Here is a 21,157-nt window from a genome sequence, read left to right on the forward strand (position 1 = left end):
ATGAGCGACACAAACGCCTCGTTTCAGGCCGACGAACCATTCTTTCGCGCCCTGCTGACCCCGCACCGGTCGCTGGGCCGGACAGGCTTCTTCATCCTGATGGGCGCGCTGCTGTTCGGCTGGCTGGTGACAGGCGCGTTTTTCCTGTCGCGCGGCGCCTGGCCGGTGTTCGGATTCTTCGGCCTCGACGTGGCCGGTGTCTACATCGCCTTTCGCCTCAACTACCGTGCCGCCCGTGCACGCGAGGAAGTGTCGGTTTCGCGCACCAGCCTCGACATCCGCAAGACGGCACCATCCGGTAGATCGGAAGCGCATCGCTTCAATCCGTTCTGGACGCGGTTTTCAATCGCCCGTCATGCCGAGATCGGCATCACAAGGATGACGGTGGAAGGCCAAGGCCAGAACGTGCCGATCGGATCTTTCCTGGACCCGGACTCCCGAGAAAGCTTTGCCACTGCCTTTTCACGCGCGCTGGCCACAGCCAAGGCGCGCTAAAGCAACTCCGGGGAAAGCGTTGCGCGCTTTCCCCGAGCAGCGAATCCGGCATCCGGCTCTCCAGCGCCTTGGCGTAGAGCGTAATCAGCAAGGTTTCCTTGGCCCCGGTGAGAGCTACTTTTTCGCCAGCCATGAGCGACTCCTGGCTCAAAATCCGAGTCGATCTGGGTATGCGCGGCCAGAAGGCAAGTTTCGGGTGGCGGTCACCGCCCCAAGGGGCGATATTCCGGCTCAAGGAGATAGTCCATGAGCACACACACAGCGGTCCTCAAAAAGGACATCACGCCTGAAGGTAGCGACTACGAAATCGTGCGCCGCGCCATAGAGAAGATCAGCCTCGACTATCGCGATCAGCCTTCCCTAGAAGAGCTGGCAGAGGAGGTCGGCGAGACGCCGACCGGCCTGCAAAAGCTCTTCACCCGCTGGGCCGGCCTGTCGCCCAAGGCCTTCCTGCAGGCGGTGACATTGGATCATGCCCGCAGGCTGCTCGATTCAGGCATGCCGCTGCTTGAAACCTCGTTCGAATTGGGCATGTCGGGCCCTGGCCGGCTGCATGACCTTTTCGTCACCCACGAGGCGATGTCGCCGGGCGACTACAAGACGCGCGGCGCCGGGCTCACCATCCGCTACGGCTACCATTCCTCGCCGTTCGGCACGGCCCTGATCATGGCCACCGACCGCGGGCTTGCCGGCCTCGCCTTCAGCGACCCCGGCGAGGAACGTGCCGCCTTCGCCGACATGTCCAGCCGCTGGCCGAACGCCATCTACGTCGAGGACATGGCAGCCACCGGCCCCTATGCCGCGCGCATCTTCGACCCGACGCTGTGGCGTCCCGACCAGCCGCTGCATGTCGTCATGATCGGCACCGACTTCCAGGTTCGCGTCTGGGAGGCGCTGCTCAAGATTCCGATGGGCAAGGCGCGCACCTATTCCTCGATTGCCGCCAGCATCGGTGCGCCATCCGCCAGCCGTGCGGTCGGTGCGGCGAACGGCGCCAACCCGCTCTCTTTCGTGGTTCCCTGCCACCGCGCTATCGGCAAATCCGGCGACCTCACCGGCTATCACTGGGGATTGACGCGCAAGCGCGCTATCCTGGGCTGGGAAGCGGGACAGATGTCGTGAAATATCGATTTTTCGAGCTTTGCCGGAGAGATATATAGATACTGATAAATTGCCAAGTATAAGTGCGATATCCGCGTCAATTTTATTTCTTGCAACCGGGAGCAACCTCCGGTTTTCCTGTTTGTTGTTTTTAGCATTTATTTCAGTTAACTCAAAATTAACTACGACAAAGTGATGATGACCCCTATTAATTCGGGCGATCCGAATTGATAGGAGGTCTCGATGACATGGTTTCGCGCCGCCCTCGGCGCAGCAATGCTGTTTGCCTGTCTTGACCAACCCGTATTGGCCACGACGCAAAATGTCATTTTCAACGGCACGATCACGCCAACCTGCACGCTTGTCATTGCCACCAATGGCACGATGACAGTCAGCCCCGACCTGCAGTCACTCAGCTCTCACAACAGCGGCGGTTCTGCCGGAACCGTGACGCTGACGACAACCGGAGGCGTGTCGCTCAGCGTCGATCCGGTCACCACGACGACGGTACCTTCGGCGGACGTAACGTCGACGACCTGGACACCGACCTACTCCGCTGCGGGCACGCATTCTATCGTTGAAACCGGCTCGGCCACCAGCATCGGAACACCCGGCGCCGACCTCGTCTCGGTCAATCTCGCCGGCACCAAGGGTGGCAGCAACCGCTTCGCCTCCGGCAACTATCAGGCAACGGTAACGCTGCGCTGCGAATGACGCCGTAGCGATGGAGGGGTCCTTGAAACATGTTCGAATCCTGACGACGGCACTGGCCGTCGGATTGGCACCCATTGCCGCCGAAGCCCAGTCGATGTCGCCGATGCGTGGCGAGGTCAACAGCTTCAGTGACGCCTTCGCTGTCCGCATTTTCCCCGCCAATCCCTATGACCGGAAGATCCGGGTCGAAATCCACGTCTACGATCAGGATTTTCAGCCAGTAGACGCCAGGATCTCTCCGAAAGTCTTCCAATTGGCTTCGCAGGCTTCACGTCCTGTCCTTGTGGTCGTGCCTTTCGACGGTGCCCCCGAGCGTAAAGTGCGTATCTGTACCGAAAGCATCCCCTTCCCCAATCAACAGACGCAGATAAGGGCACAGATATGCGGAAAGTTCTTTGGGCGCCGCAAATCCTGATAGTCGCGCTCGCGGCTGCTTCGGCGGGCATCTCGCCTGCGGTGGCCGAGGATGTCTACAACCTCAACCAGAACGAGAGCGGTTTCAACCTGCCCGGCGTCACCTTGCCCCAGGGCCAGGACGAGGTCCATGCCGCGGACGGCACCACTTGCCGTTCCGCAGTCTCCGGCACCGGCGCCTATGTTGATCTCGGCGTCATCAGAGGTAACAGTCAGTCGGACAACAGCGTTGCCACCTATGGCCGGGTTGTGATCCCGATCGGGCGTACGCCGAAGCGCGTCGACTGCAGCCGGCTCTACGAACTCGAGGTCGACCGCCTGCAACTGGAACTGAAACTGCTGAAGATGGGCCTTGGCGCCGACGGCCAGACGGCGAGCGTGGCCGCCAGCGCTCCCGCGGCCGCATCACCCGGATGGGCAAACGAAGGCTGGAGCATCAGGACCGGAAACGGCGATGGCAAGAAAAAGAAGAAGAAATAACCGTGCGCTGCTTGCGATGGCAGCATTTGCCGGCTTCTGCCTTCCGGTGCAAGCGGCGATCACCGGCACCTGCACCATCATGGTCGGGACGTCGGGAACAATGACCGCAAATCCCGCTATCGGCATACTGGGCTCCAAACAGGCGGGTGGATCCAGCGCCAGCGCCACCATCGTGGCAAACTCACTGCTGTGCTCCTTGCTCAATCTGCTGGACTGCTATTCGGTTTCGGCGCCGGCGCCGGCCGCATTCACGTCCGCACCGAGCGGCGGCGACACCAACGTGACCTTCGCCTCAGTCTTCCGCCTCGATGGCTCGGGGGTCGACATCAACGGAAGTGCGCCGCAACGGGTCGTCAACGGCACTCACACCATGCAGGTCGACCTCACCGCCACCAAGTCGAGCGGTATCTTTCCCGCCGGCAACTATCAGGGAGCGGTCACTGTGCGCTGTGAATAGGCCATGACGCATCAAATCGAGGCGGACCCTTCGCGCGGTCTGGCAAGCTGCGGCCTTACAGGTTAGCTTTCGCGCACGATTGGAAACGACCTTCGCCCGCGCGGACCAACGAGGACGCTCCGACACTTTGAATTTGTACTGCCAGGAGGCCTTGCTTGATTATCGTCATCGGCTCGATAAACCTCGACCTTATCGCCAATGTCGACCGCCTGCCGCGCCCCGGCGAGACGGTGGCCGGCTCGGCCTTCACCACCGCGCCCGGCGGCAAGGGCGCCAACCAGGCGCTGGCCGCCGCGCGCGCCGGCGCCTCGGTGCGCATGGTGGGAGCCGTCGGCAAGGACAGCTTCGCTGCCGACGCGCTGGCGCTGCTGCGCGACGGCAAGGTCGACCTGTCCGGCGTCGCCGAGACCCACGCCTCGACTGGCACGGCGCTGATCATGGTCGGCGACGACGGCGAGAACATCATCGCCGTGATACCGGGCGCCAACGCGTCTGTGGTGCCCGGCGATCTCTCAAAGGCCTTTTTCAAACAGGGCGATGTCGTGCTGCTGCAGCATGAAATTCCGCTGGCGACCGTCGCAGCCGCCCTCGACCAGGCAAGAGCGGCCGGGGCCGTCACCGTGCTCAACACAGCACCCTTCCAGGGCGAAGCAGCCGGCTTTCTCGGCAAGGCGGACTATGCCGTCGCCAACGAGACCGAATTCGATCTCTATGGCGAAGCACTGTCACTGCAAGGCCGCGACCGGGCGGCGCGCATGCGCGACTTTGCCGGGAAAACCGGCCGCACCATCGTCGTCACGCTTGGCGGCGACGGCGTGATGGCGGCGACGCCAAGCGACTTCCTGACCGTTCCGGCACTGAAGATCACGCCTGTCGACACGGTCGGTGCCGGCGACACGTTCTGCGGCTATTTCGCCGCCGGTCTGTCGTCCGGCCTTACGCTCGAACAGGCACTGGCGCGCGCCGGCGCGGCCGGCTCGCTAGCTTGCCTGAAGCCGGGCGCTCAGCCGGCGATCCCGCTGGCCAAGGATGTCGATCAGGCGCTGCAGGAAACCCGTTGAGATGCTGCGCCCTCGGACAAAGCATGCCGTGACGCCGGCCGGTGACATCTGCCGCCTGTCCGCCATCGAGCTCGCCGACGCGATCCGCCGGAAGACACTTTCCGCGCGCGAGGTGGTCACGGCATTCCTCGACCGCATCGAGGCGGTCAATCCGCTCGTCAACGCCATCGTCTCTTTGCGCGATCGCGGCGACATCCTGCGCGAAGCCGATGCGGCCGATGCCCGGCGGCAAGCAGGTGTCGAAACCGGGGCGCTGTTCGGCCTGCCTATCGCCATCAAGGACCTCGCCTCGACCACGGGCCTCAGAACCTCCTTCGGCTCGCCGATCTTCGCTGACTTCGTGCCGCAAGACGACGATTTCTTCGTCGAACGCATCCGCGACGCCGGCGCCATCATCATCGGCAAGACCAACGTCCCCGAATTCGGGCTTGGCTCCAACACCTACAACACCGTGTTCGGGCCGACGCTCAACGCCTTCGATCCGGCCCTGACAGCCGGCGGCTCGAGCGGCGGCGCGGCGGTGGCGCTGGCGCTCGACATGGTGCCGGTCGCCGATGGCAGCGATTTTGGCGGCTCGCTGCGCAACCCGGCCGCCTGGAACAATGTCTTTGGCTTCCGCCCGTCACAGGGACTTGTTCCCGGCGGACCGGACTTCGAGGTCTTTCATGCGCAGATGGGCGTCGACGGACCGATGGGCCGCAGCGTTCGCGACATGGCGTTGCTGCTCGATGTGCAGGCGGGCTACCATCCGCAGGCGCCTTTGTCCTATGAGAAACCGACGTCATTCCTCGGAGGGCTTGCAGCAAAAGCGACTGGCGGCCGCATCGCCTGGTTTGGTGACCTCGGCGGTTATCTGCCGGTCGAACTCGGCATCCTCAGCCTGTGCGAGGCAGCACTTGGCCGCTTTGCGGATGCGTCCTTCCCCAGCGAACCCCTGCTGCCGGATTTCGATTTCGAAGCGTTGTGGCAGGCCTTCGTGACGCTGCGGCAAGCCAGCAGCGGCTGTGCGCTCAAGACACACTATGACGACCCCGCGAAACGCCGCCTGCTCAAGCCCGAAGCCATCTGGGAAGTGGAGAACGCGATACGGCTGACGGCGCCGCAGATCCGCGCCGCCTCCGTCATCCGCACCTCCTGGCATCGAACGCTGCTGTCGCTCTTCGACCGCTATGATCTCATTGCGCTGCCGACCGCGCAGGTCTTCCCGTTCGATGTAAGCACGCATTGGCCCCGTGAGGTCGCCGGACGCGCGATGGACAGCTACCACCGCTGGATGCAGGTATCGGCGTTCGCCACGCTGGGCGGCTGCCCGGCGGTCAACGTGCCGGTCGGCTTCGACGACAAGGGCCGGCCGATGGGCATGCAGTTGATCGGCCGGCCGCGCGGCGATCTCGCCGTGCTTAAGGCGGCGGCGGCCTACGAGGCAACGATGCCCTGGCAGGCCGGCGCCTGAGCAGCATCGCGGCGTTTCGCGCACCGGCTTGCACCGTCAGCGCTGCCATGCATTGATTATCCTCAGCTGCGCCGCATCGGCGGCATTCCTAGAGCATGATCCCGAAAAGTGGGAACCGGTTTTCGGAAAAGATCATGCTCCAACAAACAGGGAAAAATCATGTCGCTCGAACTCTACGCCGCCTATGTCGTCGCTTGCATCGTCATCATCCTGGTGCCCGGTCCGACGGTCACGCTGATCATCGCCAACAGCATCCGCCATGGCACCCGCGCCGGTCTCGCCAATGTCGCCGGCACGCAGGCCGGGCTTGCCGTGATGATCGCCATCGTCGGCATCGGCCTTAACACGCTGATTTCGGGCATGGGCCACTGGTTCGAATGGGTGCGGCTGATCGGCGCCGCCTATCTGATCTGGATGGGTGTCCAGATGTTCCGCTCAAAGGGCAAGTTGAACGCTGACGGGACCGCCAAGAAGCCGCGCGGGGGCTTCTTCCTGCAGGGTCTGCTGGTGGCGCTCAGCAACCCCAAGACGCTGATTTTCTTCGGCGCCTTCTTTCCGCAGTTCATTTCGCCACAAGGCAACTATTCGCTGCAGATCGCCGTCATGGGCCTCACCGCCATGATCTTCGCGGCCATGTCGGATTCGACCTATGCGCTGGCCGCCGGCCGCGCCGGACGCCTGCTATCGGCCAGCCGCATCAAGCTCATGTCCAGGATCAGCGGCAGCTTCATGGTCGGTGGCGGCCTGTGGCTGGCGTTCTCACGGTCGAAGTAGGACCGCCTCACCTTCTCCCCTTGTGGGTCCCATAAGGGGAGAAGGCAAAGAGGGCCCTAAAGCCGCCCCAATCTCTCCACCAGCAGGGCGAAAAACCCATCATGGTCGATGTCGCGCATCACCATGGCGTTCTTCGGCCGTTTGGTGACGCCCCACCAGTCGATCACGGTCATGCCCATGGTCAGTTCCGAGGCGGTTTCCACGCTGACATTGCAGTTGCGACCCCTGAAGAGTTCAGGCTTCAGAAGATAAGCGATGACGCAGGGGTCGTGCAGGGGTCCGCCATCGGTGCCGTATTTCTCCTCGTCGAAGCGCTCGAAGAATTCCAGCATTTCCGCGGTTGCGGTGCCGACCTTTGTGCCGAGCGCACGGAAAGTCTGCGTGCGCTTGGCGGTGGTCAGCGCCTTGTGGGTGACGTCGAGCGGCATCATCACGATCGGAATGCCGGATTTAAGCACGACATCGGCGGCATGCGGATCGACATAGATGTTGAATTCGGCGGCCGGCGTGACGTTGCCCCCTTCGAAGAAGCCGCCCCCCATCAGCACGATTTCCTTGATGCGCGGTGCGATGCGCGGCTCGCGGATCAGCGCCAGCGCAATGTTGGTCAGCGGACCGAGCGGGCAAAGCGTGATCGTGCCGCTCTCTTCCTTCATCAGCGTCTCGACGATGAAATCGACCGCATACTGGTCCTGCAGCTTCATCGTCGGTTCGGGGAGTTGCGGGCCATTGAGACCGGTTTTGCCATGCACTTCCTCGGCGGTGACCAGTTCGCGCATCAGCGGTCGGATAGCGCCGGCATAGACCTTGATATCCGGGCGGCCAGCCAGCTCGCAGATCTTGCGGGCACTCTTTTCGGTAAGTTTCAGCGGCACGTTGCCGGCAACGGCGGTGATGCCGACGATCTCCAGCTCGGAGCTGCCGAGCGCCAGCAAAATGGCGACGGCATCATCCTGGCCGGGATCCGTGTCGATGATGATCTTGCGTGATTGGGGCATTTCAATTCCTTGTTTGGCGAGGCCATGGACTTTGAATGGATCTGATCGAAACATCCAAACGACGCCGAAGCGGCCGCGAGCTGCCACGTCGAACCGCTCGACCTGGGAAGACAATCCCGGCCTGCGCGCTTCTCCCTGCATCTGCTCGCCGTTTCAAGCGCCATGCCGATCATTCCTGTGAGTCCACGACCTGGTCTTTTTGGGCGGGTCTATTGACGGCTTGAACTTGGTCGCGGGGCGGACCATATCAAGGCCATCGGGAAAAATGCCCTCTGGGTTTTTCCACTTGATGTCGCTCTTGAGAGGACAGTGTAACATGAGCCGAATGACGCCTTTTTCCAGCCCGCTTCTCCTTGGTTTCGACGCCATGGAAAAGACCCTGGAACGTTTGGCGAAGTCCGGTGACAGCTATCCTCCATACAACATCGAACGCCTCAGCGGCGCCGACGGCAAGACCGAAAGGTTACGCATCACATTGGCGGTCGCCGGTTTCGCCGAAAGCGATCTCGATGTCACAACGGAGGAAAACCAGTTGGTCGTGCGAGGCCGTCAGACTGACGACACCGAGCGCGAATTTCTTCATCGCGGCATCGCCGCGCGCCAGTTCCAGCGCTGTTTCGTGCTAGCCGACGGCATGCGGGTGATCGCGGCGGAGCTGAAGAACGGCCTTTTGTCGATCGATCTCGATCGGCCGGAGTCCGAACGGCTGGTACGGAAAATAAATATATCGGTGAAAGACTAATCTTTACCGATGGCTCTCATGCGGGATGGCCTTGAGCGGCGTCCTCGCGCCAAGGAGGCTTTGAAATGACCAGAACTGAAAATATCACCATGACCAATGGCGAATTCGCGCATCTCGGCGAGGGCTCGGTCGCTTATCTCAGAAAGGTCTCGAGCGACGAATTGCTCGGCCGGTTCCCCAACCTCGGCGAAATCGCGCCCGGCATGGAACTGTGGGCGCTGTTTGCCGCCAATGGTCAGCCGATCCTGCTTTCCGATGCGCGTGACCGTGCACTGGCCGGCGCCATGGAAAACGACCTGACCACGGTCGCCATTCACTGAGGTGATCCCAATCGAAACGAGCAGGGCCGTCCGTGGCGGCCCTTGCGAGGGTTTCGTCCTGAATTCAGGCCGCGTGTGAGGCCTGGGTGTCCGACAAAAGCGCGTGAATTGCCGCGGCGTCGCGCGTACCCCTGATCTTGGCCACAGTGTCGGCGTCGCGCAGCACCCGCGCGATGCGCGACAAGGCCTTGAGATGATCGGCCCCGGCACCTTCCGGCGCCAGCAGCAGGAACACCAGGTCGACCGGCTGATCGTCGAGCGACTCGAAATCCACCGGCGTCTCCAGCCGCGCGAAAACTCCCGCGATGCGCTTCACGCCGGCCAGCTTGCCGTGCGGAATGGCGATGCCGTTGCCGACGCCGGTCGAGCCCAGACGTTCACGCTGCAGGATGGTGTCGAACACCTCCCGTTCCGGAATGCCGGAAATCGCCGCTGCCCGTTCGGACAGCAGTTGCAGCAGCTGCTTCTTGGAGTTCGCCTTCAACGCCGGCAGTATCGCCGGAACGTTGATAAGATCGCTCAGATCCATGCTTGAAATCCCTTGTTCGCCTGCCGTCACCAGTCCCCACCCCTCGTGCGGCCGGCTCTTATCCCAGTGCGACCGTGGTCGTCACGTCCGTGCGACCCTTGTCGTCACGCTTGTGCGACCTTGGTCGTGAACGGGTCGATCCAGCCGATGTTTCCATCGGGCCGGCGATAGACGATGTTGAGATGGTCGTTTCCGGCATTGCGGAAGACGAAGACCGGGCTGTCCTTGTTGTCGAGCTCGATGACCGCCGACGCCACCGACATGGTCTTCAGCGTCATGGTCGATTCGGCGACGATAGCCGGTGCAAAATTCTCCGGAATTTCCTCGTCGTCGTCCGCAAGCGGCGCCATCACCGTGTAGGCAATGTCGGTCGGTTCGCCATTTGCGGCACCCGAACTGTGCGACTTCAGCCGCCGCTTGTAGCGCCTAAGGCGGGTCTCCAGACGATCCGCCGCGGCCTCGAAGGCCAATGTCGGATCCTGGGCATCGCCGGTAGCCTGCAGCGAAGCGCCGGAATCCAGCCGGATCATGCAATCCGCCGAATAGCGCGAGCCCGATTTGATGACCGTGACGTGACCGGCAAAGCCACGATCGAAATATTTGCCGATCGCTTCGCCGACACGATCATTGATGCGTGTGCGGAACGCATCGCCGATATCCATGTGTTTTCCCGATATGCGCAGATTCATCTGAAAACTGACCTTCCTTGCTCAGGCTTCAAACTGGCCCGAGTTTATACTCGTGATCCGTGCGCACAAGCTTTGCGGCGTCACTCGCGCCGATTTTAAATCCGAACTTTCCGGTTGATCACAAGCCGCCTTTTGACCGTCCCGAGGCCAACGTCGTGACGGACCATCCGCATGCAGGCATCTAGCCCGTCTCATGCGGGCGGGCTTCTAGCCACTTCACCGCGGCTTGTCAATGAAGTGCTGGCCTGAGGAAAGTCGAACCGCGTCAGCGCCCGGCGCTGGCCATTGCCCGTTTCTCGCGCCGGCGCTGCACCGAGGAGGGAATATTCATTCCTTCCCGGTACTTGGCGACCGTCCGTCTGGCAATATCGACGCCACTCTCCCGCAACATGTCGACGATCGCATCGTCCGACAGCACGTCGACGGGTTTTTCCTCATCGATCAATTGCTTGATGCGGTCACGCACAGCTTCCGAGGAATGCGCGTCACCACCGCCCGACGCCGCGATCGAGGCGGTGAAGAAGTAGCGCAGTTCGAACACGCCGCGCGGTGTCAGCATGTATTTGTTGGCGGTGACCCGGCTGACCGTCGATTCGTGCATACCGATGGCATCGGCCACCGTGCGTAGGTTGAGCGGCTTCAACTGGCGCACGCCATGGACGAGGAAGGCATCCTGCTGACGCACGATTTCCGAGGCCACCTTAAGGATCGTCTTCGCCCGTTGGTCGAGACTGCGTGTCAGCCAGTTGGCGTTTTGCAGGCATTCGGCCAGAAAATCCTTTTCGGCCTGATTCTTCGCCTGCGGCGAGACCTGGGCGAAATAGATATGATCGACCAGCACGCGCGGCAGCGTTTCGGCATTGAGTTCTACCGTCCAGCTGCCGTCATTGGCGGCACGCACCTCGACATCGGCGACGATCGCATCGCTGGCGCCACCCGAAAATGCCATACCGGGCCGGGGATCGAGCGCCCGGATCTCGGCCAGCATGTCGAGCAGATCCTCCTCGTCGACGCCGCAGATCCGTTTCAGCGCGTGGAAATCACGCCGCGCCAGGAGTTCGAGATTGGCGATCAGCGCCGTCATCGCCGGATCGAGCCGGTCCCGCACGGCAAGCTGCAGCGACAGGCATTCGGCAAGGTCGCGGGCAAACAGGCCGGCCGGCTCGAAGGTCTGGCACACCGCCAGTACCTTCCCCACTGCGGCGGCGTCTGTACCGATACGGGCGGCGATCTCGGCCAGGTCGGCGCGCAGATAACCGGCCTCGTCGAGGCCATCGGCCAGGTCGGCGGCGATCGACCGTGCCGTCGTATCGGCAAAGGCAAGCGCGACCTGTTCGCCGACATGGTCACGCAGCGTGATCGCCGCGGCCGCCATGTCGCCGGCGTCTAAACCTTCGGATGAGGAACTCGCGCCATTGCCGGAAGCCGATTTCCATTGCGCCGTCAGGTCGGGACCGAGCCGCTCGCTGGTTCCCGGGTCGTCGGGAAACAGGTTTTCCAGGGATGTGTCGAGCTTGTCCGAAATCGCTTCGGCGCTCCACTGCATTTCCTTTTCGAACCAGTCGCCTTCGGTGGTGGCCTGCGGCTCCGCCTCGACCTTCTGCGCCTGTTCGCCGGCGGCATCGTCCTGCGGCTCGGCGCGCTCAAGCAGCGGGTTGCGCTCGATTTCCTCGTCGATGAAATGCTCGAGTTCGACATGGGTGAACTGCAGCAGCCGAATCGACTGCATCAGCTGCGGCGTCATCACCAGCGACTGTGATTGTCGTAGCTGTAGTTTGGCCGCCAATGCCATGGTTCGGTTTCAAACGCCTCGTCTACGCATCCGGACTTCCGGAGAACAATTTTTGCAGCCGGCCATTAGAAACTGGCCCGGCTTTTGCTTGTCAAGGCAATTGCTAGCAAAACCCACTTACCGGAGCGTTATCGCGGCTCAAAATCGAGGAAAAAAGCCCCGCGAGTGCGAAAAAATCGTGTCAGGAAACAAATTTCACGCTCAGAGCGTAAAACCCTCGCCGAGGTAAAGCCGCCGCACATCGGCGTTCGCAACCACTTCGTCGGCCCGACCGTGGGTCAGCACCTGGCCGGCATGGATGATATAGGCGCGGTCGATCAGGCCTAGCGTTTCGCGCACATTGTGGTCGGTGATGAGGACGCCGATGCCGCGCGCTGTCAGGTGGCGCACCAATTGCTGGATATCGGCGACGGCGATCGGATCGATACCGGCAAAAGGCTCGTCGAGCAGCATGTAGGCCGGACGGGTCGCCAGCGCACGCGCGATTTCCAGGCGCCGCCGCTCGCCGCCGGAGAGCGACATGGACGGCGACTTGCGCAGATGGCTGATGTGGAATTCCTCAAGCAACTCGTCGAGATTGCGTTCGCGCACCTTGCGGTCTTTTTCGACCACTTCCAGCACGGCGCGGATGTTCTGCTCGACATTGAGGCCGCGGAAGATCGAGGCCTCTTGCGGCAGATAGCCGATGCCGAGGCGGGCGCGACGGTACATCGGCATCGAGGTCACGTCGAAGCCATCGATCTCGATCGTGCCTTCATCCACAGGCACCAGGCCCGTGACCATGTAGAAACAGGTCGTCTTGCCGGCGCCGTTGGGCCCGAGCAGTCCGACGGCCTCGCCGGCGCGCACGCCGATGGTGACGCCGCTGACGACCTTGCGGCCCTTGTAGCTCTTGGTCAGACCCTTGGCGATCAGGGTTCCCTTGAACTTTCCCGTATCGACGGTCACCGTGGTCGGCGCCGAAAGCTTGCCGGCGGCCCGTCCCGGAAGACGCGCCGTCAGCGACGACAGGCTGGCCATCAGGGGTTCGTCGCTCCCGATTTCGGCGGCGGGGTGATCGACATCTGGACGCGTTGACCAGCGCATGGATCGACCTGAGCCAGCCCGCTTTTCATCTGCACAGTGAGCTTGCAGCCGACCAGGACGTTGTCGTTTTGCGACAGAACGACCTTTTTGCCCGAAAGCACCAGAACCTGGCTCTTCATATCGAAGCTGCCTTGATCGCCGGTCGCGACCTGCGCATCCGACTTGATGTAGACCTTGTCGGATATCTCCATGTGATCGATGTTGGCCGAACCGGTCATCGCCGCCGCGCCGGCCGCTTCCGTGCCTTTGCCGCCGGCGTTGGAATCCTTGACGTAATAGACCATCATCTTGCCGGCCTTCATCAATGTCGGGCCCTGGACGACGCTGACATTGCCCGTGAAGATGGCGACACTGTCGGCCTGACGGACTTCCAGCTTGTCGCTTTCGATCTGGATCGGTTTGTCGCCGGACAGCTTGAGACCTGATTGGCTGGTGGTCTGCGCCAATGACGGCGCCAGTCCGAGCAGCAGCAACGCTGAAGTCGCAGCCGCGAGCCGCGTCGAACTACTGAGCCGCATTGGTTTCTCCGCTGTTTCCCTCTGCCGTCTTCAAGGCGGCGGAAGCGATATTGACGCGCACTTTGCTTTCGAAAACCAGAACCTTGCCATTGTCCCGGACCGACATCGAATCTGCTGTTATCCGCGAACCGCCTCGGCTGACATCGACGGGATCTCCCGTCTTCATAGTGCCTTTGCCCATGTCGAGGAAGACAGATTTGAAATTGGCCTGCATGCCGTCGCTTGTGGTGATCGTCACGTCGCTGGTCAGGTTCATCGTGTTGCCGTCACGATCGTAAGTGCCATGCGAAGCCTTGATCGCAGCGACATTGTCAGGCGCGATCGGCACCTTGGCATCGATGCCTTCCAGTTCGATGATGCCTTGCGTGCCGACATCCTGAATGGCCCGCAGCGCGGTCATCGAATAGGGCTGCTTCTGCTTGGTGAAACCGTTTAGCTTGGGATTGGCCATCACCAGCTTGCCGTTGGAAAAGGCCGTGCCTTCCGCCTGGACCGTGACGGAGACGGGTGCGGCGAGATAGGAATAGACCGGGAAAGCAATGGCGATCAGTGCAGCAGCCAGCGGCACGGCGAATTTGAGAACGCGCACGCGGCGCGAATGACGCCGCGCGCGGTCGAAAGCGTCGCCGCGCGTCCGGCCGTCCGCCGGGGGAGCCAACTCCATCTCGGCGTTGGTCGGTTCAATCGGTCGCGCTAACATTCACTGCTTTCTTCTAAACCCCTGCCCGCCCCGAGCACCGCCTATAGGTGGGACGCCGGCGCCTTCAAGCAAGCACAAGCCCACGAAAACTGCAAAAATGTGACAGCCGCTCTTGTACAGATGAAAACGAGATCCGCACAACCGCACGTTCTCCATAGCAGAAACAGACACGCGGCGTAAAATTATATCCGCCATCGGTCGCGCTGCGCGCCTCGGGGCGACTGCACAAATACGTGAGCAGAAAGGGGTGGGAGCCCGTCTAGCCGTCCTACTCGATTGCCGACGCGGGTGGCCATCTCGCCCCCTGCTGAATGAATTGTCTCGCCATGCACAAAAGAGAATTGCTTCCCGATGGGAGGATCATGGTCTAAAAGCGTCTCCTCCCGCCGACTGAAAGGCTGACCATGGCACCGAGAGCCGACGACCTGATCGACCGCCGCCGCTTACGGCGCAAGCTGACATTCTGGCGCGTTGCCGCGATCGGCATCGTAGCCCTCGGGGTGATCGCGCTTTCAGCCTGGTTCTATGGCGACGATTTCGGCGGCTCGGTGGTCGACCATATCGCCAAGGTCAAGATCGAAGGCACGATTACCGAGGACGAGGAACTGATCAAGCGGCTGGAAACCATTCGCCTGTCATCGAAGGTGAAAGGCGTGATCCTGTCGATCGATTCGCCTGGCGGCACCACGGTCGGCGGTGAATCGATCTATGACGAGGTGCGCAAGCTGGCCGCCGACAAACCTGTCGTGGCCGAGGTCGGCACGCTCGCCGCATCGGCGGGCTATATGATCGCCAGTGCCGCCGATCATATCGTTGCCCGCAAGACCTCGATCGTTGGCTCGATCGGCGTCCTGATCCAGTATCCCGACGTCAGCGGCCTGATGGACAAGCTCGGCGTCAAGCTGGAGGAAGTGAAATCCTCGCCGCTGAAAGCTGCGCCCTCTCCGTTCAAGGCGACCAATGACGACGAGCGCGCCATGGTCCGCAAGCTCATCCTCGACAGCTACGACTGGTTTGTCGGCATTGTTGCCGAGCGCCGCAAGATGACCCGCGAACAAGCGCTGGCACTTGCCGACGGCTCGATCTTCACCGGTCGCCAGGGTGTCGCCAACGGACTGATCGACGCCGTCGGCGGCGAGACCGAAGCCGTCAACTGGCTGGCGACCAAGGGCGTCGATGCCAAACTCGAGGTCGTCGAATGGAAAGACACCGGACGGCGGGGCGGCTTCCTATTCTCCAAGGCGATGGCGCAGACGATCGGCAGCGCGCTCGGCCTGCCGGCCTCCAGCGGCGACATCATCCATGAACTCGGCGCCGACCGCTTGTTTCTTGACGGTCTCGTTTCCGTCTGGCACCCTTGAGATGCCGCTTGGGGCAAGTGAAAAAAGCAAATAAAATCATCCTCATAATTTTGACCGCACTGCTTTCACGGGGATCCGTCTCATGATCAAGTCCGAACTTGTGCAGATTATTGCCACGCGCAATCCGCATCTTTTCCTACGCGACGTCGAAAACATCGTCGGCGCGATCTTCGATGAAATCACCGACGCCCTTGCCGAAGGCAACCGGGTCGAGCTGCGCGGCTTCGGTGCTTTTTCGGTGAAAAACCGTCCCGCCCGCACCGGCCGCAACCCGCGCACCGGCGAATCCGTCGAGGTTGAGGAGAAATGGGTGCCGTTCTTCAAGACCGGCAAGGAACTGCGTGAAAGGCTGAACGGCGGCAAGTAGGCGGGCGTCTGCGCCAGACGGCCTCTCGGAGAGGCCAGCTTCCGACGGAAAACATCATGTTCAATCGCTTCGTCCTCATCGTGATCTTCGTGCCCCTTGCGATCATCCTGATCGCACTCGCCGTTGCCAATCGCGAACTGGTTGCCTTCACGCTGGATCCGTTCAATCCCGGCAATCCGAAGCTGACGCTGACGCTGCCGCTGTTCATCTTTCTGTTCCTGGCCCTCGCCATCGGCATGATCGTTGGCAGCCTGGCAACCTGGGTCAAGCAGGGCCGCTATCGCAAGCTGGCGCGCCAGCGCGGCATCGAGGCCGAGAACCTGCGCCAGGCGGTCAGCCGCGTGCCGGCGGCGAAAGGCCCGGACCAAGGATCGGCCCAGGGATCGACCCAAGGGGCGGCATTGCCGAAGCCGACCACTTGAACCGCCCGTCGGCGGTTTTGTCCCCACGGAGTTTTTCATGCTGACCATTTCGGCCGCAGAGGTTGACCACGCGCTGAACTTTCCCGGACTGGTCGAGACGCTGCGCACGGCGTTTCGCGAGGGTGCGGTGCAGCCGGTCAGGCATCATCATACGATCGAGCGGCCCGATGGTGCGGCCTCCACCTTGCTTTTGATGCCGGCCTGGACCGATTTCAACGCGGCCGGAACGTCGGCTGGTGGTCACATCGGCGTCAAGATCGTCACCGTCTCGCCCGACAACAACACCGTCGGCAAGCCTGCGGTGATGGGACTCTACCTGCTGCTCAATGGCGCCACCGGCGAGCCCGAGGCGTTGATCGACGGCCAGCGGCTGACTCAGTGGCGCACCGCCTGCGCTTCGGCGCTCGCGGCCTCCTATCTGGCCCGCGGCGATGCCTCGCGGCTGCTTGTGGTCGGAGCCGGCGCGCTGTCGCCTTTCCTCGCCAAGGCGCATAGCGCCGTGCGGCCGATCAAATCCATCCGCATCTGGAACCGCACCCCGGCCAATGCCGAGAAGGTCGCAGCCGATTTGCGGGCCGAAGGCTTCGCCGCCAGCGCCGCCACCGATCTCGATGCCGAGCTTCAGCAGGCCGACATCGTCTCGTCGGCGACGATCACGACGACGCCGCTGATCAAGGGCACACTGTTGCGGCCGGGAACACATGTCGACCTAGTCGGCGGCTTTACGCCGACGATGCGCGAAAGCGATGATGACGCGATCGCGCTTGCCCGCGTCTTTGTCGACACCCGCGCCGGCGCCACCAAGGAGGCTGGCGACATCGTCCAGCCGCTCGCCTCCGGCGTATTGAAGCCGGAAGCCATTGTCGCCGATCTGCATGAACTCGCACGCGGCCAGAAGAAAGGCCGCGAGAGCGCTGGTGAGATCACGCTGTTCAAATCGGTCGGCGCAGCGCTCGAAGACCTTGCCGCCGGCATAGCGGTCTATGACGTGCTCAAGCCCTAGTTCGCCGATACAGCCATTTTGGCGCCCATCGCTTCGGCGATCAGCGAAAAATCATGCGCGCTGATCGGGAAGAGGCCAAACCGAAGCTGATAGCCCCAATTCGACTTCCCCGCGCTGAAGTCCAGCCTGTCGAGCAGCGGCTTGATCGGCGTCTCCTCGGCCTTTGCCCACTCGACATCGCGACGGAACGGCGTGAAGCCGCCGCCCATGTCGCCCTGATAGGGTTCGCCTTCCCGCACCGTGCCGATCGCGGTGAAAGCTTGCAAACCGTCCTTTTCGCCGAAAATGGTGGTCGGCGAATAATAGACGATGCCATCACCGGGCCGGACCCGGCGCAGCGGTGACGCCTTGCCGTGGTTGACCTGCATGAAGCCGACCTGGCGGCCGCGCCTGACATGTTCAGCCGAGGCTACGGCGATCCAGTATGCTCTCATTTCTGTCCTCCATTGGCCTGTTCCCCGTCGGACAGCCAGCAGACGCGCAGCCGATGATTATCGGGATCGAGCGCAACGAAGGTGCGGCCGAAATCCATGTCGGTCGGCGTCTGCAGGATCTTCAGCCCGCGACCGGACCAGTCGGCATGGGCGGCATCGACCGCGTCGGATGTATCCAGCGCAAAGACGAGCTCGGCGCCGCCACCTGCCGCGGCCGCTGCCGGTTCGACTGTGTGGCGCGACCAGAGGCCGAGCTTAAAACCCGCATCGAGCACGAACAGCACGAAAGTGGGCGAACTTTCGACCGGCTCGCGGCCGAGCAGCGCACTGTAGAAGGCGCCGCTCTGCTGCGGCTGGTCGACATAGAGGATGACGAAATTCGGGGTGGTCATGTCCGTTCTCCAAGGTTCAGGGTTTCGATCTGCCGAACATAGGATGCCATACTGTCAGTTTCTGGCAGTAGCCGTCATGGACAGCGCGATTTGTCGAGCGTCGCCCGCCATTCCTTGAGCAGCACTTGGCGGCGGCGCGGATAGCGCAAGTCTGTTGCCTGAAGTGCTTCGATGCGATCGGCGCGAAAATGCCGGAAATCCTGGCGCATCTCACACCAGGCCACCACCACCCGCACCTTGTCGAAGAAGCCAACGGCAAACGGCCAGACCACGCGCTCGGACGCGGCGCCGGCCGCGTCGCGGTAGAGGAAGCCGAGCTTGCGCTCGTTGCGGATGGCCTGCCGCACGATACCGAGATCGATGCCCTCGACGGCCGCGGCCGGAGGCCCGACCAACAACGTGCTCGCGTCGAGATCCTCGCGCAGATCGTCCGGCAGCACGGCGGCGATCTTGGCCAGCGCGTTGGCGGCAGCAGCCGAGAGACGCTGGTCCGGCTGCTTGGCGACCCAGCGCGAGCCAAGCACGATGGCTTCGATCTCCTCGTCGCTGAACATCAGCGGCGGCAGCAAGCCTGGCTTGAGCACATAGCCCAGCCCCGCCTCACCCTCGATCGGCGCACCCTGGCCCTGCAGCGTCGCGATGTCGCGGTAGAGCGTGCGGATCGAAATCCCGAGCTCATCGGCCAGAGCCTGCCCGCTCACCGGCCGGCGGTGCCGGCGCAGCGTCTGGATCAGGTCGAGCAGGCGTTCGGAGCGGGACATCCGGCAGATTTGCCTGTTTCTTTGACTTTGGTCCATCGCCGGCCGACATAAACTGAAGAGGCTGGCGCGTCGGACTTGGTTGCGAAGCGGGTTGCCCTATGTCAAAAGCGGCCACGCCGCTCGGAGTTGCTCCTGCTTGAAGTCTTTTCGCGACAAACGCCGCGACAACCGTCCGCATCCATCCGCGAAGGGTGCGGCGGAGGTGTCACGTCCGCGTACCGGCCAGGTTCCTGCCGGACCGGACGCACAACCGCGCCAACGGCATGAGGCAAAAGCGGACAACCGTTCCGAGCCGAAATCGGCGCCGCGCGTCCTTGCCCGCCGCGACGGCGCCTTGCCCGCTGAGCATCTTCCGGTGATCCTCGAAGTGGCGCCTAATGCCGATTATGCGCTGCTCGACAGCGGCGCCGGCCAGAAGCTCGAACAATACGGCCCCTACCGGATCGTGCGGCCCGAAGGCCAGGCAATCTGGCAAAAGGCCATGCCGGCAAAAGACTGGGAACGCGCCGACGCCGTCTTCACCGGTGACATCGACGAGGAAGGCATCGGCCGCTGGCGTTTCCCTAAGATGCCGCTCGGCGAGACCTGGCCGATGAAGCATGACGGCATCGACTACCTCGGCCGTTTCACCTCATTTCGCCATGTCGGCGTCTTTCCCGAGCAGGCTTCTCACTGGGACCACATGGCCGGGCTGATCGCGGCTGCGAAGCGGCCGGTCAAGGTGCTGAACCTATTCGGCTATACGGGTCTTGCCTCGCTGGTTGCGGCTCGTGCCGGCGCCGAGGTCACCCATGTCGATGCCTCGAAGAAGGCGATCGGCTGGGCTCGCGAAAACCAGGAGATGGCGGGCCTCGGCAGCAAGCCGATACGCTGGATCGTCGACGACGCGGTGAAATTCGCCGAGCGCGAGGAGCGTCGCGGCAGCCGCTACGACATCATCCTGTTCGATCCACCGGCCTATGGCCGCGGTCCCAAGGGCGAGGTCTGGCAATTGTTCGAGGATTTGCCTGATTTGACCGACCTATGCCGCGCGATCTTGACCCCGAAGCCGCTTGCCGTTGTGCTGACCGCCTATTCGATCCGCGCCTCCTTCTTCGCCATCCATGCCCTGATGCGCGACACCTTTGCCGGCATGGGCGGCAAAGTCGAATCAGGCGAGCTGATCATCCGCGAAAAGTCCGCCGGCCGGGCGCTTTCGACCTCATTGTTTTCGCGTTGGGTGGCCTGAATGAACGAACGGCACGCAGGCGCACCCGGGCAGGTGAAGGAAGTCACCAGCCTCGCCAATCCGCTGGTCAAGGATATCAAGGCGCTCGCCCTGAAGAAATTCCGCGACCAGCAGAATGCTTTCATGGCCGAGGGACTGAAGCTGGTCATCGATGCGCTGGATCTCGGCTGGCAGATCAGGACATTGGTTTTCGCCAAGGCCGGGCGCGGCAACGCGGCGGTAGAGAAGGTCGCCGCACGCACGGTTGCCGCCGGCGGCATGGTGCTCGAAGTATCGGAAAAGGTGCTGGTCGCCATTACCCGTCGCGACAATCCGCAAATGGTGGTCGGCGTCTTTTCGCAAAGATTCCTGGCCCTGAAGGATGTCCGCGCCGATAATGGCGATGTCTGGGTTGCGCTCGACCGGGTGCGCGACCCAGGCAATCTCGGTACCGTCATCCGTACCGTCGATGCCGTTGGTGCCAAGGGCGTCATCCTGGTCGGCGACACCACCGATCCTTTTTCCGTGGAGACGGTTCGAGCCACCATGGGTTCGATCTTTGCCGTGCCGGTGGCCAAGGCGACAACCGAGGCTTTCCTTGCCTGGCGAGGCGGCTTTTCAGGCCTCGTCGCCGGCACCCACCTGAAGGGCGCGGTCGACTACCGCTCGGTCGATTTTTCCCGCGGGCCCGTGCTGCTGATGATGGGCAACGAGCAGCAGGGGCTGCCCGAAAGCCTGGCTGCGAGTTGCGACAGGCTGCTCAGAATTCCGCAAGCGGGCCGTGCCGATTCGCTCAACCTGGCCGTTGCCACCGGCGTCATGCTGTTCGAGATCCGGCGCGGCGCGCTGAAGCTCGAACCAATCTTGGACCAGCAATGAAAGTTGCC

General features: G+C 62.5%; 27 protein-coding genes and 1 pseudogene. 17 read left to right on the forward strand and 11 right to left on the reverse strand.

Annotated elements, in window-relative coordinates; genetic code table 11:
• Positions 1-495: a DUF2244 domain-containing protein gene (locus NKI20_RS11430; protein ID WP_352599458.1), complete on the forward strand. Its 495-nt coding sequence runs from the start codon at positions 1-3 to the stop codon at positions 493-495.
• A gap of 34 nt (positions 496-529) precedes the next feature.
• Here the strand turns inward: NKI20_RS11430 and NKI20_RS11435 are convergent.
• Positions 530-628 (reverse strand): annotated as a pseudogene (locus tag NKI20_RS11435) (class I SAM-dependent methyltransferase); the annotation flags it as partial.
• A 113-nt stretch (positions 629-741) separates the two neighbouring features.
• On the opposite strand from NKI20_RS11435, the gene NKI20_RS11440 reads away from it, so the two are divergent.
• From NKI20_RS11440 to NKI20_RS11475, 8 genes are all read left to right on the forward strand, one after another.
• Positions 742-1,617 carry a methylated-DNA--[protein]-cysteine S-methyltransferase gene (locus tag NKI20_RS11440; protein WP_352599456.1) on the forward strand — a complete coding sequence of 292 codons (876 nt, stop codon included), beginning with the start codon at positions 742-744 and terminating at the stop codon, positions 1,615-1,617.
• A gap of 222 nt (positions 1,618-1,839) precedes the next feature.
• On the forward strand, positions 1,840-2,310 hold the full coding sequence (locus NKI20_RS11445) for a hypothetical protein (protein ID WP_023759633.1): 471 nt from the start codon (positions 1,840-1,842) through the stop codon (positions 2,308-2,310).
• A 22-nt stretch (positions 2,311-2,332) separates the two neighbouring features.
• The gene (locus NKI20_RS11450) at positions 2,333-2,725 is read left to right on the forward strand and encodes a hypothetical protein (protein WP_352599454.1); all 393 of its coding nucleotides are present in this window, start codon (positions 2,333-2,335) and stop codon (positions 2,723-2,725) included.
• Positions 2,692-3,204, forward strand: coding sequence for a hypothetical protein (locus NKI20_RS11455; protein WP_023759631.1), 513 nt, complete (start codon positions 2,692-2,694; stop codon positions 3,202-3,204). Before NKI20_RS11450 ends, NKI20_RS11455 begins: the two co-directional genes overlap by 34 nt.
• Positions 3,179-3,661 (forward strand): hypothetical protein, encoded by a 483-nt coding sequence (locus NKI20_RS11460; RefSeq protein ID WP_023759630.1) that lies wholly within the window; start codon positions 3,179-3,181, stop codon positions 3,659-3,661. The genes NKI20_RS11455 and NKI20_RS11460 overlap by 26 nt, the downstream gene beginning before the upstream one ends.
• 155 nt (positions 3,662-3,816) lie before the next feature.
• The gene (locus NKI20_RS11465; protein WP_352599452.1) at positions 3,817-4,722 is read left to right on the forward strand and encodes a ribokinase; all 906 of its coding nucleotides are present in this window, start codon (positions 3,817-3,819) and stop codon (positions 4,720-4,722) included.
• A 1-nt stretch (position 4,723) separates the two neighbouring features.
• Positions 4,724-6,175: an amidase gene (locus NKI20_RS11470; protein ID WP_352599450.1), complete on the forward strand. Its 1,452-nt coding sequence runs from the start codon at positions 4,724-4,726 to the stop codon at positions 6,173-6,175.
• Positions 6,176-6,334: 159 nt separating this feature from the next.
• Positions 6,335-6,949, forward strand: coding sequence for a LysE family translocator (locus tag NKI20_RS11475; protein WP_352599448.1), 615 nt, complete (start codon positions 6,335-6,337; stop codon positions 6,947-6,949).
• Positions 6,950-7,005: 56 nt separating this feature from the next.
• On the opposite strand, the gene NKI20_RS11480 is transcribed toward NKI20_RS11475, so the two are convergent.
• Positions 7,006-7,947, reverse strand: a complete 942-nt coding sequence (locus tag NKI20_RS11480) for a nucleoside hydrolase (protein WP_352830637.1) — start codon at positions 7,945-7,947, stop codon at positions 7,006-7,008.
• Between the two features lie 316 nt (positions 7,948-8,263).
• On the opposite strand from NKI20_RS11480, the gene NKI20_RS11485 reads away from it, so the two are divergent.
• Together NKI20_RS11485 and NKI20_RS11490 are read left to right on the forward strand one after the other, a co-directional pair.
• The gene (locus tag NKI20_RS11485) at positions 8,264-8,689 is read left to right on the forward strand and encodes an Hsp20 family protein (protein ID WP_023760739.1); all 426 of its coding nucleotides are present in this window, start codon (positions 8,264-8,266) and stop codon (positions 8,687-8,689) included.
• A gap of 65 nt (positions 8,690-8,754) precedes the next feature.
• Entirely contained in the window at positions 8,755-9,009 is a 255-nt protein-coding gene (locus NKI20_RS11490) for a BQ00720 family protein (protein WP_023760740.1), read from the forward strand.
• A 64-nt stretch (positions 9,010-9,073) separates the two neighbouring features.
• On the opposite strand, the gene ptsN is transcribed toward NKI20_RS11490, so the two are convergent.
• From ptsN to lptC, 6 genes are all read right to left on the reverse strand, one after another.
• Complete coding sequence (gene ptsN, locus NKI20_RS11495) at positions 9,074-9,538, reverse strand: PTS IIA-like nitrogen regulatory protein PtsN (RefSeq protein WP_013529589.1); 465 nt, start codon at positions 9,536-9,538, stop codon at positions 9,074-9,076.
• A gap of 104 nt (positions 9,539-9,642) precedes the next feature.
• Entirely contained in the window at positions 9,643-10,227 is a 585-nt protein-coding gene (gene hpf / locus NKI20_RS11500; protein WP_352599444.1) for a ribosome hibernation-promoting factor, HPF/YfiA family, read from the reverse strand.
• A 265-nt stretch (positions 10,228-10,492) separates the two neighbouring features.
• Positions 10,493-12,019, reverse strand: a complete 1,527-nt coding sequence (gene rpoN / locus NKI20_RS11505) for an RNA polymerase factor sigma-54 (RefSeq protein WP_352830639.1) — start codon at positions 12,017-12,019, stop codon at positions 10,493-10,495.
• A gap of 201 nt (positions 12,020-12,220) precedes the next feature.
• The gene (lptB, locus tag NKI20_RS11510) at positions 12,221-13,039 is read right to left on the reverse strand and encodes an LPS export ABC transporter ATP-binding protein (RefSeq protein WP_023760743.1); all 819 of its coding nucleotides are present in this window, start codon (positions 13,037-13,039) and stop codon (positions 12,221-12,223) included.
• Positions 13,039-13,623, reverse strand: a complete 585-nt coding sequence (locus NKI20_RS11515) for an LptA/OstA family protein (protein WP_352599441.1) — start codon at positions 13,621-13,623, stop codon at positions 13,039-13,041. Before NKI20_RS11515 ends, lptB begins: the two co-directional genes overlap by 1 nt.
• Positions 13,610-14,323: an LPS export ABC transporter periplasmic protein LptC gene (gene lptC / locus NKI20_RS11520; RefSeq protein WP_352599439.1), complete on the reverse strand. Its 714-nt coding sequence runs from the start codon at positions 14,321-14,323 to the stop codon at positions 13,610-13,612. Before lptC ends, NKI20_RS11515 begins: the two co-directional genes overlap by 14 nt.
• Positions 14,324-14,727: 404 nt before the next feature.
• On the opposite strand from lptC, the gene sppA reads away from it, so the two are divergent.
• The 4 genes from sppA (at position 14,728) to lhpI (ending at position 17,476) form a co-directional block, all read left to right on the forward strand.
• Positions 14,728-15,684: a signal peptide peptidase SppA gene (gene sppA, locus NKI20_RS11525; protein ID WP_023760746.1), complete on the forward strand. Its 957-nt coding sequence runs from the start codon at positions 14,728-14,730 to the stop codon at positions 15,682-15,684.
• Between the two features lie 82 nt (positions 15,685-15,766).
• On the forward strand, positions 15,767-16,051 hold the full coding sequence (locus NKI20_RS11530) for an integration host factor subunit beta (protein ID WP_006200394.1): 285 nt from the start codon (positions 15,767-15,769) through the stop codon (positions 16,049-16,051).
• A gap of 56 nt (positions 16,052-16,107) precedes the next feature.
• Entirely contained in the window at positions 16,108-16,473 is a 366-nt protein-coding gene (locus NKI20_RS11535; protein WP_023760747.1) for a DUF1049 domain-containing protein, read from the forward strand.
• 37 nt (positions 16,474-16,510) lie between these two features.
• Positions 16,511-17,476: a bifunctional Delta(1)-pyrroline-2-carboxylate/Delta(1)-piperideine-2-carboxylate reductase gene (lhpI, locus tag NKI20_RS11540; RefSeq protein ID WP_023760748.1), complete on the forward strand. Its 966-nt coding sequence runs from the start codon at positions 16,511-16,513 to the stop codon at positions 17,474-17,476.
• On the opposite strand, the gene NKI20_RS11545 is transcribed toward lhpI, so the two are convergent.
• The 3 genes from NKI20_RS11545 to NKI20_RS11555 all read right to left on the reverse strand — a co-directional run bounded on the left by NKI20_RS11545 (position 17,473) and on the right by NKI20_RS11555 (position 19,063).
• Positions 17,473-17,910 carry an EVE domain-containing protein gene (locus NKI20_RS11545; RefSeq protein ID WP_352599433.1) on the reverse strand — a complete coding sequence of 146 codons (438 nt, stop codon included), beginning with the start codon at positions 17,908-17,910 and terminating at the stop codon, positions 17,473-17,475. The two genes, lhpI and NKI20_RS11545, sit on opposite strands and share 4 nt — an antisense overlap.
• Positions 17,907-18,302, reverse strand: a complete 396-nt coding sequence (locus NKI20_RS11550; protein WP_352725100.1) for a VOC family protein — start codon at positions 18,300-18,302, stop codon at positions 17,907-17,909. Before NKI20_RS11550 ends, NKI20_RS11545 begins: the two co-directional genes overlap by 4 nt.
• A gap of 74 nt (positions 18,303-18,376) precedes the next feature.
• Entirely contained in the window at positions 18,377-19,063 is a 687-nt protein-coding gene (locus NKI20_RS11555; RefSeq protein WP_352830643.1) for a helix-turn-helix transcriptional regulator, read from the reverse strand.
• Positions 19,064-19,199: 136 nt separating this feature from the next.
• On the opposite strand from NKI20_RS11555, the gene NKI20_RS11560 reads away from it, so the two are divergent.
• Positions 19,200-20,291 carry an RsmD family RNA methyltransferase gene (locus NKI20_RS11560; RefSeq protein ID WP_352830645.1) on the forward strand — a complete coding sequence of 364 codons (1,092 nt, stop codon included), beginning with the start codon at positions 19,200-19,202 and terminating at the stop codon, positions 20,289-20,291.
• On the forward strand, positions 20,292-21,149 hold the full coding sequence (locus tag NKI20_RS11565; RefSeq protein WP_352830647.1) for a TrmH family RNA methyltransferase: 858 nt from the start codon (positions 20,292-20,294) through the stop codon (positions 21,147-21,149).
• Positions 21,150-21,157 lie beyond the last annotated feature (8 nt).

The organism is Mesorhizobium sp. M0830 (assembly GCF_040319965.1).
Taxonomy (GTDB): domain Bacteria; phylum Pseudomonadota; class Alphaproteobacteria; order Rhizobiales; family Rhizobiaceae; genus Mesorhizobium.